The organism is Nonomuraea guangzhouensis (assembly GCF_019396345.1).
GTDB lineage: Bacteria > Actinomycetota > Actinomycetes > Streptosporangiales > Streptosporangiaceae > Nonomuraea > Nonomuraea guangzhouensis.
In genome coordinates this window covers 179,611-194,096 of sequence record NZ_JAHKRM010000020.1, presented here as the reverse complement: position 1 = coordinate 194,096, position 14,486 = coordinate 179,611, and the positions used below count along the sequence as shown (strand labels likewise).

14 protein-coding genes are annotated in these 14,486 nt (G+C 68.8%); 6 read left to right on the top strand and 8 right to left on the bottom strand.

Features of this window, described 5'->3' with window-relative positions:
- Window positions 1–193: 193 nt before the first annotated feature.
- From abmR to KME78_RS36955, 4 genes are all read right to left on the bottom strand, one after another.
- On the bottom strand, window positions 194–715 hold the full coding sequence (gene abmR / locus KME78_RS36970) for an ATP-binding transcription factor AbmR (RefSeq protein WP_219534084.1): 522 nt from the start codon (window positions 713–715) through the stop codon (window positions 194–196).
- Window positions 716–786: 71 nt separating this feature from the next.
- Window positions 787–1,929 carry a C40 family peptidase gene (locus KME78_RS67435; protein WP_308127276.1) on the bottom strand — a complete coding sequence of 381 codons (1,143 nt, stop codon included), beginning with the start codon at window positions 1,927–1,929 and terminating at the stop codon, window positions 787–789.
- Between the two features lie 137 nt (window positions 1,930–2,066).
- Complete coding sequence (gene greA / locus KME78_RS36960) at window positions 2,067–2,567, bottom strand: transcription elongation factor GreA (protein WP_219534083.1); 501 nt, start codon at window positions 2,565–2,567, stop codon at window positions 2,067–2,069.
- A gap of 108 nt (window positions 2,568–2,675) precedes the next feature.
- On the bottom strand, window positions 2,676–3,095 hold the full coding sequence (locus tag KME78_RS36955; protein WP_219534082.1) for a DUF4307 domain-containing protein: 420 nt from the start codon (window positions 3,093–3,095) through the stop codon (window positions 2,676–2,678).
- 134 nt (window positions 3,096–3,229) lie between these two features.
- Between KME78_RS36955 and mca the strand changes: the two genes are divergently transcribed.
- Genes mca through KME78_RS36940 form a run of 3 tightly spaced genes read left to right on the top strand, consistent with a single transcriptional unit; the run spans window position 3,230 to window position 4,613 of the window.
- A complete protein-coding gene (gene mca / locus KME78_RS36950; protein ID WP_219534081.1) occupies window positions 3,230–4,114 on the top strand; it encodes a mycothiol conjugate amidase Mca in 885 nt (294 codons plus the stop codon).
- Window positions 4,115–4,148: 34 nt separating this feature from the next.
- Entirely contained in the window at window positions 4,149–4,313 is a 165-nt protein-coding gene (locus KME78_RS36945) for a hypothetical protein (protein ID WP_246652708.1), read from the top strand.
- Window positions 4,314–4,613, top strand: a complete 300-nt coding sequence (locus KME78_RS36940) for a GNAT family N-acetyltransferase (RefSeq protein WP_219534079.1) — start codon at window positions 4,314–4,316, stop codon at window positions 4,611–4,613.
- Here the strand turns inward: KME78_RS36940 and KME78_RS36935 are convergent.
- Window positions 4,599–5,750, bottom strand: a complete 1,152-nt coding sequence (locus tag KME78_RS36935) for a hypothetical protein (RefSeq protein ID WP_219534078.1) — start codon at window positions 5,748–5,750, stop codon at window positions 4,599–4,601. The genes KME78_RS36940 and KME78_RS36935 overlap by 15 nt on opposite strands.
- Before the next feature lie 96 nt (window positions 5,751–5,846).
- Between KME78_RS36935 and KME78_RS36930 the strand changes: the two genes are divergently transcribed.
- Entirely contained in the window at window positions 5,847–7,811 is a 1,965-nt protein-coding gene (locus KME78_RS36930; RefSeq protein ID WP_219534077.1) for a thioredoxin domain-containing protein, read from the top strand.
- Here the strand turns inward: KME78_RS36930 and KME78_RS36925 are convergent.
- Window positions 7,797–9,890, bottom strand: a complete 2,094-nt coding sequence (locus KME78_RS36925) for a transglycosylase domain-containing protein (RefSeq protein WP_246652707.1) — start codon at window positions 9,888–9,890, stop codon at window positions 7,797–7,799. The two genes, KME78_RS36930 and KME78_RS36925, sit on opposite strands and share 15 nt — an antisense overlap.
- A gap of 126 nt (window positions 9,891–10,016) precedes the next feature.
- Window positions 10,017–10,496: an Lrp/AsnC family transcriptional regulator gene (locus KME78_RS36920; protein WP_214639652.1), complete on the bottom strand. Its 480-nt coding sequence runs from the start codon at window positions 10,494–10,496 to the stop codon at window positions 10,017–10,019.
- A 103-nt stretch (window positions 10,497–10,599) separates the two neighbouring features.
- On the opposite strand from KME78_RS36920, the gene hppD reads away from it, so the two are divergent.
- Both hppD and KME78_RS36910 read left to right on the top strand, forming a co-directional pair.
- A complete protein-coding gene (gene hppD / locus KME78_RS36915) occupies window positions 10,600–11,709 on the top strand; it encodes a 4-hydroxyphenylpyruvate dioxygenase (protein WP_219534075.1) in 1,110 nt (369 codons plus the stop codon).
- Between the two features lie 173 nt (window positions 11,710–11,882).
- Window positions 11,883–13,265: a M1 family metallopeptidase gene (locus KME78_RS36910; RefSeq protein ID WP_246652706.1), complete on the top strand. Its 1,383-nt coding sequence runs from the start codon at window positions 11,883–11,885 to the stop codon at window positions 13,263–13,265.
- Between the two features lie 4 nt (window positions 13,266–13,269).
- Here the strand turns inward: KME78_RS36910 and KME78_RS36905 are convergent, their stop codons facing one another.
- Window positions 13,270–14,454, bottom strand: a complete 1,185-nt coding sequence (locus tag KME78_RS36905; RefSeq protein WP_219534154.1) for an FIST signal transduction protein — start codon at window positions 14,452–14,454, stop codon at window positions 13,270–13,272.
- Window positions 14,455–14,486: the final 32 nt, after the last annotated feature.

The following is a 14,486-nucleotide window of genomic DNA, read 5'->3' as shown; positions in this document are numbered from 1 at the left end:
ATCCAATTGGCATAGACCTATGCCCGGATTCCACCGTCGCCGCAGGCTGCGGCCTTGATGATTGGGGGAGCCTACCCCGGCGAAGCGGTTTCAAAAGAAATCGACTCGCCCACCGTCCCGGCCAATGCGGCTGGTCTAAACCAATTTCGCAAGTGGTTTAGTCCATTCGCCGGGGAGTTTCTCCTGCGCACTCTCAGGAATTGACGTCCGGCCCCGCGGAGCGAACTCGGTCGACGTGTTGCAAGGCGTCTCGCAATTCGGACAGCCAGGTGTCGGTGTTCTTTCCGACGAGTCGTACGCACCAGGCCAGCGCGTCGCTGCGGCTCCGGGCCACGCCCGCGGCGACGAGCGTGTCGAGCACCTGGCGTTCCTGCTGCCGCAGGCGGGTCATGACGGGCACGGAAAGAGTGGTGAACATCACAGTCGTGTCACCGCAGACGACGCCCCACGAGACCTTCTGCCCGAATCGCCGTTCGGCCTCCTTGGCGATCTCGATGCGGCGCTCGCGCGTCTCTTCCCTGAACCGTCCGATGAGCCCCTCGATCAGGGCCGCCTTCTCGGTCTCCGATCCCTCGAAGTCGGGCTCCGGCAGCGTGCCGAGCACCGCGATCTCCTCGCGGTCCCTGACGATCTCCGGCGCTCCGGTGAACCATCCCTCGGGCAGCCGCCCGGTGAACCAGCCCTTGATCGGGGCCGTTGCTTCATCAGTTGCCATGTAATCAGAATTACATGCTTGCGCGGAAAAAGCACGCGCCGAAGGGGGTCTCTTTAGGGGTGAAGCTTCCGTCAGCGAACGCGCGCCGCGAGCGCCGGGCTGACCCTGACGATTCCGGCCAGGTTCCGGGTGCTGATGGGGGCGATCTTGACCACGTCGCCGGTGCGCGGGGCCACCACCATCTTGCCGCCGCCCCAGTAGATCGCCACGTGCGAGATGTAGCCGGGATTGGTCGGGTCGATGCGCCAGAACAGCAGGTCACCCGGCTGGATCTGGGAGAGCGGCACCTGCGGCCCGGCCAGCCACTGCTGGTGCGTCACCCGGGGCATGCGTACCCCCGCCTGCGCGAAGGCCCACTGGACCAGGCCCGAGCAGTCGAAGGTGTCAGGGCCTTCGGCGCCCCATACGTACGGTCTGCCGAGCTTGGAGGCGGCGGCCCTGAGCGCGACGGTGATCTGCTCGCCGCTCATGAACGAGCCAGCCGCGTAGGTGCGGACCTTGGCCTGCGCCGGGGGCAGCACCGGGTTGACCATGGCCACCTGCGTGCCCTTGCCCAGCACCTTGAGCAGGGCCTTGCGCAGTTTGTCGGAGTTGGTCTTCGGCGCGCTCACGATCAGCGCGTTGTCGTGCGGCAGGCCGAGCGTGCGCCCGACCTCGCGGGAGACGACGGCGTCGACCGCCCCGAAACCGGTCGTGGCGTAGGCCCCGATGCGCAGCGACCCGTTGGGCCCGCTCACCCGGCTGTGCAGGCTCAGCCCGCCGTCGTTGCCGAGCACGAACGAGACGGCCACGTCACCGGCCGCCACGTTGTTCCACAGCGCGTCGGAGGCCGCCGTCACCTTGGGGGTGTAGGCGCGGAAGGTCGAGGGGTCGACCGCCAGGGTCTGCACCCGCTTGCCGTCGAGCGTGATCGAGGCCGCGTCGGCCAGCTCCAGCGCGGTCACCCCGCTCACCTTCGCGACCTTGCGCAGCAGCTCGTTGGTCAACGGCTTGCGGGTGACCGCGAAGAGGTTGGGCTTGTGTAACCGGCCCAGCGGCTTCACCGGCTGCGGGGTGTCGCCCTGCTTGCCCTGCTCGGCCGCCAGGGTCTTCTGGGGCTCCGGGCGGTGCTGCTGCTGCCGCACGGCCGCGGCGGGCTGCTGGCCGACCGCCTGCCGTTCGCTCGCCTGCACGAGCAGCATCAGGTCGGCGGTCAGCACCGCGACGAGCGACACCACGATGAACGGGACCAGCTTGTGGTGGTCACGCCGCTTCCTGGAGCGGACCAGGAAGCTGAGGTCCTGCCGAATGCCGGAGGAACGCGAAAAATCCGCCGGGCCGACGTTGGCCCGGCGGTTCGTCTCTTCTGAAGTCAGTTGCCGATGTACGGAACGGCCTCGAGGATCTCGACGGTGTTCTGGCGACCGTTGGGCATGGAATAGGTCGCCTTCTCGCCGATCTTCTTACCATTGATCGCCGCCCCAAGGGGCGATTTCGGCGAATAGACGTCGATCGGAGCTCCGCTCTCCTCCCGGGAAGCGAGCAGGAAGGTCACCTCGTCGTCGTCACGGACGAACCGGATCGTCACGGTCATGCCGGGGCCGACGACCCCTTCGGTCTTCGGTGCCTCTCCCACCTTGGCGTTGTCGATGATCTGCCGGAGGTGGAAGATGCGGGCCTCCATCTTGCCCTGCTCATCCTTGGCCGCGTGATAGCCGCCGTTCTCCTTCAGGTCACCTTCCTCACGGGCGGCCTCGATCTTCTTGGCGATGTCGACGCGCCCTGGGCCCGAGAGGTATTCGTACTCCGCCTTGAGACGGTCGTACGCCTCCTGCGTCAGCCATGTGACGTTCTCATCGCGAGAGTCGGCCACGGGTTCTCCTTGCTTGCCTAGGGGGCCCTGAGATCACTCGAGGTTGCGTTCGGTTGAATTGCGAAAGGCTAACAACTCAACGGCTCGTACGCTTCCTCAAACGTCTCATTATACGAGATGGCAGGACTGGATGTGGACGGATGCGGCCTGGGCACTCGTGTCCAGGCGCTCTTTGAGCTGCTTACTACCCGCCCCAGCCGGAATTCTTACTTCCCTGCTGCCCACTTCTGCGTGGTTGACATCGACTGCCCTGATACGGCATATGGCCACCCGGTCGTCCGGCTTGCTCACCTCGAAGATGATCTCGGCCTCGTCGGGACGGTCGACCACGAACGAGACCACCTGCGGAACGGCCCCGGTGTTGCCGCCGGTCATCGACCACATCACGTAGCCCCAGCCACCTGCGATAATGGCCACCAGCACGCCGATGACGACGTGCACGACGAACCGGCCCCGTCGCTCGGGGCGGTCGGGGAAGTCGTCGGGTGTGCCGAGAACTGGACGGTTCTCGACATCTTCGGTGGCCATGGCGGAATCTCCCTGCACTCCCTCAGCGTTATCCGAGACAATTGTCGCCCGAGGGGGTCACGCCCTCGCGACCGCCCAGCAGAACCTAACCTGTCTGGGCAAGTGATCGGTCCAACTGAGGAGACATCGAGCCCGTGAGTGCACCGTTGAGGCTGATGGCCGTCCACGCCCATCCCGACGACGAGTCGAGCAAGGGCGCCGCCACGATGGCGCGCTACGCCCGCGAAGGCGTGGAAGTGCTGGTCTGTACGCTCACCGGCGGTGAGCGCGGCTCGGTGCTCAACCCCAAGATGGACCGGCCGGAGATCGTCGACAACATCGGCGAGGTGCGCAAGGCCGAGATGGCCCGCGCGCGCGAGATCCTCGGCGTCCGGCAGGAGTTCATGGGCTTCATCGACTCCGGGCTGCCGGAGAGCGAGGAGGAGGAGCTGCCCGAGGGCTGCTTCGCGCTGCAGAAGCTCGAAGACGCCTCCGCGCCCCTTGTCGCCGCGGTGCGCGCGTTCAGGCCACACGTCATCCTGACGTACGACGACGACGGCGGTTACCCGCACCCCGACCACATCATGACCAACAAGGTCTCCGTGGAGGCGTTCGAGGCGGCCGGCGACCCCGACCGCTACCCGGGCACGGGCGACCCGTGGCAGCCGCTGAAGCTTTACTACCAGATGGGCTTCACCAAGGAGCGGTTCGAGGCGCTGCACGAGGCGATGACCGCGCGCGGCATGGGCTCCCCCTACTCCGACTGGATCTCCCGCTGGGAGGACCGGCCCGCCAAGTGGCCGGTGACGACCCGGGTGCCCTGCGGCGACTACTTCGAGCTGCGGGACGAGGCGCTGCTCGCGCACGCCACCCAGGTGGACCCCGACGGCTTCTGGTTCGTCTGCCCGCGCGACCTCCAGCGCGAGATCTGGCCGACCGAGGACTACCACCTGGCGCGCTCGCTGGTCGACACCGAGCTGCCGGAGGACGATCTGTTCACGGGCATCCACGCCGAAGAGGTCTCCCCCGCCTGCCACTGACCGGAGCATGACCCCTCGGTGGCAGACTGAAGGGGTGACAACTCTCGTAGCGGGTGATGTGAGTCCGGGGCTGCTCGGCTTCGTCGTCGTCGCCCTCATCGGTGTCGCCCTGTACATCCTGATCAAGTCGATGAACAAGCAGATGACGAAGATCCAGGTACCCCGGGCAGCCGATATCGACGACAAGAAGGCCGAATAGATGCCGGTCGAAATAGTCGACAACACCGAGCACAGCCGGTTCGAGATCTTCGTGGACGGCACGGTCGCCGGGTTCGCCGACTACCGGCTGCTGCCCACGAAGATCGTCTTCACGCACACCGAGGTGCGACCCGAGTACGAGGGCCAGGGCCTGGCCGGCAAGCTGGTCGGGCACGCGCTCGACGCGAGCAGGGACACCGGCCTGCGGGTGGTGCCGCTCTGCCCCTACGTCGCCAAGTACATCGAACGTCATCCCTCGTACAAAGACCTGGTCGACTCAGACGACTCAGTCGGAGGGTGACCAGGCGCGTTCGAGCGCCTTCGGCAGCCCCCACCAGCCCAGCGGGGTGAGCACCTCTTCGGGGTCGACGACGCCCAGGTAGCCCCACAGGCTCACCACCGGCACGAACAGGCGCTCGGTGGCGTCGAGGTCGTCGGCGTCCTGGTCGTCGATGTCGATGTCCTCCGACTCGGCGATGAGGCGGGCCAGCCGCTCGGGCGAGGCGAGCACGCCCGGACCGAGCCTGGTCAGGGCCGCCACCGCGGCCAGCCAGTCGGCGTGCTGGATGGCGCAGAGGTTGGCCAGCACGGAGTCCTCGTGGCTGAGGTCGCCGTCGAGGTCCGCGAACTCCTCCAGGCTGTCGCCGTCCTCCGACAGATCGGAGATGGGCCCGGCGATGCCGGCCGCCACCGACAGCCAGAGCTCACCGTCGTCGTCGGGCATCGGCCGGTCGTCGAACCCGGCGCAGGCCCGCAGCACGTTCGCCGGATAGCCGGGCAGGCCGAGCAGCTCGCGCAGCCGGGTCCCGGCCCGTCGCAGCTCGACGGCGGGCAGCTCGGGCGGCTTGGGCAGCTCGGCGATGATCCGCCGCAGCTCGGCCAGCGCGAACGCCTCCTCCTCGTCCCAGGCGGCGAACAGCTCCTCGTCCTGCTCGTCACTAACCGCGAACCCGGGCACCCGGCCGTCGGGCTGCGGCGTGCTCAGCCAGCGTTCCTGCAGGTCCTCGTACGTCCTGCGGGCCTCCGGATCACCCGCGACCAGCGCGTCGGGGTCGATCTCACCCGCGCTGACGCGTTCCTCCAGATACCGCACGAGCAGCGAGAACATCTCCTCGGCCACCGGCCCGCGCTCGTCCTCCTCCGGCCAGACGAAGTAGCCGGGCGTCATCAGCATCGGCTCGGTGCCGGTCGACTCGACCCAGCGCTGCACGTCGCCGACCGTGGCGGCGCCCGACTCGATCATGCCGAGCGTCGACCGGGCCGAGTCCCAGAACGCCAGCGAGAGCGGGTTGCCCGCGGCCATCAACGAGCGCCGCAGGTCGGGCAGCGCCACCAGCGCCACCCCTGAGGGCACGGCGAGCAGCGCGCGGGCCACGTCCCTGCGGGTGAGGGCGGCGGCGGGGCGCCCCGCATGCGTGCACACGAAGTCCAGATCCACGCTCCGTAACCTACGCCCCCGCCGTCCCCACCACACGCGTTGCCGCCCACTCTGTGTCCCCCGGATGTGGTCGTAGAGTGCACAAAGGAGGACCTGATGAACCGCTTGAAGGACGCGACGAGCCCCTATCTGCTGCAACACGCGGACAACCCCGTCGATTGGCACCCCTGGGGCGAGGAGGCCTTCGCCGAGGCGCGTCGGCGCGATGTGCCGCTGCTGATCAGCGTTGGTTACTCAGCGTGTCATTGGTGTCACGTAATGGCACACGAGAGCTTCGAGGACGCCGACACCGCGCGGCTGATGAACGAGCACTTCGTCAACGTCAAAGTGGACCGCGAGGAGCGGCCCGACGTCGACGCCGTCTACATGACCGCCACCCAGGCCATGATCCACCAGGGCGGCTGGCCGATGACGGTGTTCGCGACGCCTGAGGGTCACCCGTTCTACTGCGGCACCTACTTCCCGCGGGCCCAGTTCCAGCGGCTGCTGCGCGGCGTGCACGACGCGTGGACCGGCGACCGGGCGACCGTGACGGAGCAGGGCTCGAAGGTGGTCGAGGCGCTCAACGCGCACACGACGCTGCCCAGCGGGCCGCTGCCCGGCGAGGAGGCGCTGGCGCTGGCCGTGGCGAATCTGCGGGAGTCGTTCGACAAGGAGCGCGGCGGGTTCGGCGGGGCGCCCAAGTTCCCGCCGTCGATGGTGCTGGAGTTCCTGCTGCGCTCCGGGGAGAGCGAGATGAGCGGCCGCACGCTGGACGCGATGGCGCGCGGCGGCATGTACGACCAGCTCGGCGGCGGCTTCGCCCGCTACAGCGTCGACGCGGGCTGGGTGGTGCCGCACTTCGAGAAGATGCTGTACGACAACGCGCTGCTGCTGCGCGTCTACACGCACTGGTGGAAGGCGAGCCGGGAGCCCCTCGCCCGGCGGGTCGCCCTGGAGACGGCCGACTGGCTGCTGCGCGAGATGCGTACTGCGGAGGGCGGCTTCGCCTCGGCGCTCGACGCCGACAGCGAGGGCGAGGAGGGCAGGTTCTACGTCTGGACGCCGGAGCAGCTTCGCGAGGTGCTCGGCGACGATGACGGCGAATGGGCCACCCGGCTCTTCGAGGTGCGGGGCACGTTCGAGCACGGCACGTCCGTGCTGCAGCTGCTCGCCGACCCGGACGACGCCACGCGGTTCGACGACGTCCGGGCCCGGCTGCTCGCCGCCCGGGGCCTGCGGGTCCGCCCGGGACGTGACGACAAGGTCGTGGCCTCGTGGAACGGGCTGGCCATCGCCGCGCTGGCCGAGACCGGCATGGTGTTCGACCGGCCGGACCTGGTCGCGGCCGCCCGCCAGGCGGCCGAGCTGCTCGAAGACGTGCACATGGACGGCGGCAGGCTGCTGCGGACCTCACGCGACGGGCGGGCCGGCCGCAACGCCGGGGTGCTGGAGGACTACGCGAACCTGGCCGAGGGGCTGATCGCCCTCTACGGCGTGACCGGCGAGACGCGCTGGCACCGGCTGGCGGGCTCGCTGCTCGACACCGTGCTCGACCGGTTCGGCGACGACGCGGGCGGGTTCTACGACACGGCCGACGACGCCGAACGGCTGTTCCAGCGACCGCAGGACCCCACCGACAACGCGACCCCGTCGGGGCAGTACGCGGCGGCCGGGGCGCTGCTCGCCCACTCGGCGCTGACGGGGTCCGCACGGCACCGTGAGGCCGCCTACGAGGCTCTCGGCACGGTGTCCGTGCTGGCCACCGGGCACGCGAGGTTCGCCGGCTGGGGGCTGGCCGTGGCGCGGGCGGCGCTCGGCGGTCCGGTCGAGGTGGCGGTCGTCGGGCCGCCGGACGACCCGCGTACGCGGGCGCTGCACCGCGAGGCGCTGCTGGCCGACGTTCCCGGCCTGGTCGTCGCGCTGGGCGACGGCGAGGGCGGGCAGCCGGGCGGCCCCGCGCTGCTGGAAGGCCGCGGGACGGTCGGCGGAGCCCCTGCCGCGTACGTCTGCCGCGACTTCGCCTGCCGGATGCCCGTCACCACCCCCGAGGAGCTGCGGGCCGAGCTAGCCGGCCGGTGACCGGCCGCCGGTGTCGTCGGGCCCGGCCGTGGGAACGGCCGGGTCGCCGGTGGGCTGGCCCGTGTCGTTCTGCTGCGGCGGATCCTGGGTCTCGGGCTCCTGCGTGGTGGGCGCCTCCGTGACCGACGGCTCGGAGGCGTCAGGGGTAGGCGTGGCCCACGGGTCGGACTGCTGCGTCTGCGGCGTGTCCTGCGGTGTGTCCTGCCGCTCGTCGGGCCGGCCCCATTCGGAGCCGTAGCCGTAGTCGGACGGCTCGGGGAACTCCATGACGGGCTTGTTCGCCATGGCCTCGGTCATGAACGCCCGCCAGACCTGCGCGGGCAGCTGCCCACCGAACTGCACCCCGTAGCCGGGGATCTCGACCGGCTTGTTGTCGTCGCGGAACATGTCGACCGCGACGGCGAGCTGCGGCGTGAAGCCGTTGAACCAGACCGCCTTGGAGCTGTCCGTGGTGCCGGTCTTGCCGGCCACCGGACGGTCGTACAGCCTGGCCGCGGTGCCCGTGCCGTACTTGACGACCTGCTGCATGGCGTACGTGGTGTCGGCGGCGGCCTGCTCGCTGACCACCTGGGTCGACGTGGGATCGACCACGACCTTCTTGCTGTTGGGGCGGGCCACCGACTTCACGACGTGCGCCTCCATGTGGACGCCGCCGTTGGCGAAGGTGGAGAAGCCGGAGGCGTTCTGCACGGCGCTCACCGAGGCGACGCCGAGCGGGAAAGTGGCGGCCGACTCGTGCTGCTTGAGCTGCGCCTCCGGGATGCCGGCCGCCTCCGCGGTGGCGGCCACCTTGTCGAGGCCGACCTTCTGGCCGAGGTCGACGAACGCGGTGTTGACGGAGTTCTGGGTGGCGCTGATCAGGTTGATCTCGCCGTAGGAGCGGTCGCTGTCGTTCGGGATGGGCTTGGCGGCCGAGGCCACGCGCATCGGCGAGTTGCCGTTGACCCGGGTGGACAGCTCGAAGCCGTTGTTGAGCGCGGCGGCCAGCGTGTACGGCTTGAAGGTGGAGCCGGCCATCACCTTGGCCGAGAAGGCGTTGTCGTACTCGGAGCGGTCGGGACGGCCGCCGTAGAAGGCGACGACCTCGCCGGTGACCGGGTCGACGGCGGCCAGCCCGGTGCGCACCTTCTTGGGCGTCGCCTCTGGCAGCGTGTTCTTGACCGCGTTCTCGGCCGCCGTCATGAGCTTCTTGTCGAACGTCGTGACGACCCTGAGCCCGCCGCCGTTGATGTCCTCGTCGGTGTAACCACGCCGGTTGAGCTCGGCGGTGACCTGGTCGAGCATGTACTGGGCCTGGCCCTTGAGCTCGAACGGCCGCTTCGGCGCCTTGAGCGCCGGGAACGTCTGGGCGGCGGCCTGCTCGGCGGTCAGCGAGCCGGTCTGGCGCATGGCGTCGATCACGGCCTGCCAGCGGGCCTTGGCGGCGTCGAGGTCGGCGCCCTTGGGGTCGGCGAAACGGCTGGGCTGCTGGATCACCGCGGCCAGGTAGGCGCCCTCGGCCACGCTCAGCTTCTCGACGTTCTTGCCGAAGTACGCCTGCGCGGCCGCCTGGACACCGTTGGCGCCACGGCCGAAGTAGATCGTGTTGAGGTACTGCTCAAGGACCCAGTCCTTGGACTTGGACTGGTCGACCTTGATGGAGATCATGATCTCCTTGAACTTGCGGGCGATGGACCGCTCCTGGCTGAGGCCGCTGTAGTAGTTGCGGACCAGCTGCTGGGTGATCGTCGAGCCGCCCTGGAGCTGCTGCCCGGAGACGGTGGACCACACGGCCCGCGCGGTGCCCTTGACGGACACACCGCCGTCCTCGTAGAACGAGCGGTTCTCGGCCGCTATCACCGCGTCGCGTACGTGCTGGGGCACCTTGTCCAGTGGGACGGTCCTGCGGTCGATGCCCTTCTTCGCGAGCACGGTCTTGCCGTCGCGGTAGTAGATCACCGACCCCTGGGCCGTGGCGTCCTTCTGGGTGCTGTCGGGGATCGGGGTCATCGCCCACGCGACGGCGAACAGGCCGATGGCCAGGACGATCCCGGCGCCGAAGACGATCAAAAGGCGTCGAAGAATCCGGCGCTTCCGCATGCCCTTTTCACCACCAGTCCGCACCCGCAACCCCCGATCACATCCCGGCCAAACCCCCGTCAGCTGGGAGAATGTCAAGGCTAAGCGATCGATACCGGTGCCTCATCCCCTCCCGCGATAGTACGACTAGCGCGTAACACGCTGCGGAACATTCGCCACCAATGGCAATACGCGGTATGGAACAGGAGTGTCGAGGGCGATGATTGAAGAAGTCCTGAGAACCCCCTGAACCTCGACGATCCGATCGATCACCCGCTGCAGATCGGCGTTCGTCCGCGCCACCACCCGGCAGAGCAGGTCACTGCCGCCCGTGATCGTGTGGACCTCCAGGACCTCGGGAATGTGGGCCAGCCGGTGCGCCACCGGGTCGTGGCCGGCGACCTGCCTGATCTCCATCGTCACGAACGCGGTGACGTCGTAGCCGAGCGCCTCGGGCGACACGTCGGGCCCGAACCCGGTGATCACCCCCCTGTCGATCAGCCGGTCGAGCCGGGCCTGCACGGTGCCGCGGGCCACGCCGAGCCGGCGCGAGCACTCCAACACGCCCAGCCGCGGCTCGGCGGCCAGCAGCGCGATCAGCCGGGCGTCCAGTTGGTCGATCGTCATGGTGTACAGATCTCCCGATCATTCGCAGTGATGGCTATACAGATTGTCCAGTCTATAAAGCTTCTGTTGCACAACTCTTCGGTTAAATCCGAGGATTGGTGCTATGAGCGATGTTTTTCCGGTTAACGGGATGGACGCCGTGGTGTTCGCCGTGGGCAACGCCCGGCAGGCGGCTCACTACTACTCGACCGCGTTCGGCATGCGGCTGACGGCCTATCGCGGGCCGGAGAACGGCAGCCGCGACGAGGTGGCCTACGTGCTGACCTCGGGGGGCGCCAGGTTCGAGTTCAGGGCCTCGATCCGGCCGGGGACCGACCTGGCCGGGCACGTCGCCGAGCACGGTGACGGGGTGATCGACCTGGCCATCGAGGTGCCGGACGTGGAAGGCGCCTACCGGCACGCCGTCGGGCACGGGGCGCGCGGGCTGGTGGAGCCGTACACGCTGGAGGACGAGCGGGGCAAGGTGGTGCTCGCGGCGATCGCCACCTACGGGGAGACGCGGCACACGCTCGTCGACAGGTCCAACTACAGCGGCGCCTACCTGCCCGGCTACGTGCCCGCAGAGCCGCTCGTCGCCCCGCCCGCGACCAGGACCGGGCGGCTGTTCCAGGCGATCGACCACTGTGTGGGCAACGTCGAGCTGGGCCGGATGGACGAGTGGGTGGAGTTCTACAAGAACGTGATGGGTTTCACCAACATGGCGGAGTTCGTCGGCGACGACATCGCCACCGAGTATTCGGCGCTGATGTCCAAGGTCGTGGCCGACGGGACCCGCAAGGTGAAGTTCCCGCTGAACGAGCCGGCCGTGAGCCGTAAGAAGTCGCAGATCGACGAGTATCTGGACTTCTACCGCGGGCCGGGCGTGCAGCACGTCGCGCTGGCCACCAACGACATCCTGACCACGGTCGACCACATGCGCGCGGCCGGCGTGAGCTTCCTCGTCACGCCCGACTCCTACTACGACGACCCCGAGCTGCGGAGCCGTATCGGGAAGATCAGAGCGCCGATCGAGGAGCTCAAGAAGCGCGGGATCCTGGTCGACCGGGACGAGGACGGTTACCTGCTGCAGATCTTCACCAAGCCGGTGCAGGACCGGCCCACCGTCTTCTTCGAACTCATCGAGCGGCACGGCTCGCTCGGGTTCGGCAAGGGCAACTTCAAGGCGCTGTTCGAGGCGATCGAACGGGAGCAGGAGCGAAGAGGCAACCTTTAGCTCGCGCACACACCTCCTCGACCTAGGCTGGATGCTGACCCCGCGAGCAGGCTTTGCCCGACGAAGCCGCGAAGCAGTCGTCGTCGAAGCCTGACTCCGCGTAGAATTCCGGTCACTTAGCGAAGGGGAGAGCGCAGCCTATGGGGTTTGACCAGCGCGTGGTCGCTTCGCTCATGGCGCTTCTGAGCATGCTCGCCTGCGCGCCGTCCGAGGGGGCCATCGCCCCCGCGTCCTCAGGCGGCCGGCAGTCCAACGCGAGCATGGGCGCGCCCGGCATCGGCGACCCCGACTTCCCCCTCGACGGCAACGGCGGCTACGACGTCTCCCACTACGGCCTGGTGATCGGCTACACGCCGAGCAGCAAGCACCTCGACGGCGTGGCGACGATCAACGCCACGACCACGCAGCCGCTCGCGCGCTTCAACCTCGACCTATCCGGCCTCGAGGTGAGCGATGTCACCGTCAACGGGGAGAAGGCCGTCTTCTCGCGTAAGGGCAGCGAGCTGAGTGTGCTGCCCGCGACGCCGCTCGACGACAAGGCCGCGTTCGCCGTCAAGGTGACCTACGCCGGGGTGCCGCAACCGGTGAAGGACTCCTCCAACCTGGGCACGTTCGGCTTCATCCCGACGCCCGACGGCGCGTTCGTGGCCTGCGAGCCCAACGGCGCCAAGACCTGGTACCCAGCCAACGACCACCCCGCCGACAAGGCGTCCTACGACTTCACCATCACCGTGCCCCAGGGCGTGACCGCGCTGGCCAACGGCGAGCAGGTCGGCGAGCCCACGACCGCGGACGGCAAGACCACCTTCCGGTGGAGCGAACGGCATCCGATGGTGAGCTATCTCGCCACGACCACGATCGGCAAGTTCGAGCTGCGCAAGGGCAGCACGCCGGGTGGCATCCCCAACCTCGCGGCGGTCGATCCCAAGCACCGCGGCTCGCTCGACAACCTCTTCAAGGTGTCGGGCGAGGTCACCGACTACTGGGGCAAGATCTTCGGGCCTTACCCGTTCTCCTCCACCGGCGGCATGATCGACGACTTCTCGGCCGGCTACGCCCTGGAGAACCAGACCAAGCCCCTCTACGGCGGCTTCGCCCCCGACCAGAGCATCATCTCGCACGAGCTGGCCCACCAGTGGTTCGGCGACAGCCTGAGCATCAAGCGCTGGCGAGACCTCTGGCTCAATGAGGGCTTCGCCACCTATGCCGAGTGGCTCTGGGCCGAGCACAAGGGCACCAGCACCGCCGAACGGCTCTTCCAAGGCTTCTACGCCCGCCCCGCGAGCGACCCGATATGGAAATATCCCCCCGGTCGCGCCCAGGCCCGTGACCTGTTCAACGACTCGGTCTACACCCGGGGCGGGATGACCCTCCACGCCCTGCGCAAGGCCATCGGCGACGAGACCTTCTTCAAGCTGCTGAAGACGTGGACGGCCGACCACAAATACGGCTCGGTCACCACGGAGGAGTTCATCGCGCTGGCCGAGAAGCTCTCGGGCAAGGATCTGACGTCGCTGTTCAACGCCTGGCTCTTCACCGCGGCCAAGCCCAGCTGACGGATCACGAGCCGCCCGCCCCGCCCGATGGCGTGGAGAAGATCAGGACGGACGCCGTGAAGCCGTGCACGTGGTTCTGGCCACCGACCGGGCCGACCTCGCCCGCGGCGAAGAAGCCCGCGACCCCGATCGGTCCGAGCGTGTCGCGCAGCGCCACCGGATCGTGGTCGGCGGTGCCGAACATCGCCGAGCCCCGGCCGTTGCAGGAGAACAGCAGCGCGCCGTCGATCCGGCCGAGCTCCTCCCGGTGCGCGTCCAGCAGGTCGTAGAGGTCCTCGTCGGCCGTGGCCGCGTCGCGCACGTGGAAGCGCACGGTCCTGCCGACGTCCACGACGTCGCCGATGGCCACGGCCTCGCGTTCCGGGTCGATGCCGATCACGCCTCTGATGAGGAAGTCGCCCCGTTCGTGCCGTTCGGCGTACTCGTCCATGGCCACGCCGATCTGCAGGCCGGCCGCGACCAGCTCGCGGTCGTCCTCGTCGAGCTCGCTGACGATGTCCTCCAGCCGGGCCAGGGCCGGCTGGCCGGCCAGCTCCAGCAGCAGGTTGTCCTCGGAGCGGGTGACGACCATGGTCGGGCCGATCGGCCGACAGCCCTGGCTGACCACCGTGCTGACCTGCACCGCGCCGCTGAGCAGCACGCCGATGGCGCCCTCGGTGTAGATCTCGCCGTCAGCGAAGAGCCGCACGGAGCCGCGGCCCCGTATCCCGTTGGCCAGCCCGCCGATCAACGGCAGGTTGCCCAGCACGTCCGCCGAACGCTCCACGAACGCGTCCGTGGGGAAGGTGTACGGGTCCGCCAGCAGGATCGCCACGTGGTCGTCCGACGTCCGCTCGGGCAGTCCCACCACCACGAACCGGTCCTCGGCGGTCAGCGTCTCCAGCGCGAACGTGGTCAGCTCGGCCCCGTCCAGCGTGGCCGCCCACGCGCTCACGGCGGACGTCAGCTCGACCCCCTGCCCGTCACCGATCACGCCGGTGGCGCTGCAGCCGATCACGTGGGCCTCGGGGGCCAGCCTCATCGCGCGCTCCCCCGCCCTGGCGACGTCGTCGGGGTCGTCGCCGCAGATGAAGAAGCACACCAGATCCGCCTCGCCGCTGAGCCTCGACAGGGCCTGACCGACAGCACGCTCCGCGGCCTCCACCAGGTCGGACCCCACGGCGAGGCCGTCGGCGAAACGGCTCGTCATCACAGCCACAGATCTCGCCTCCTCGGCGGGTC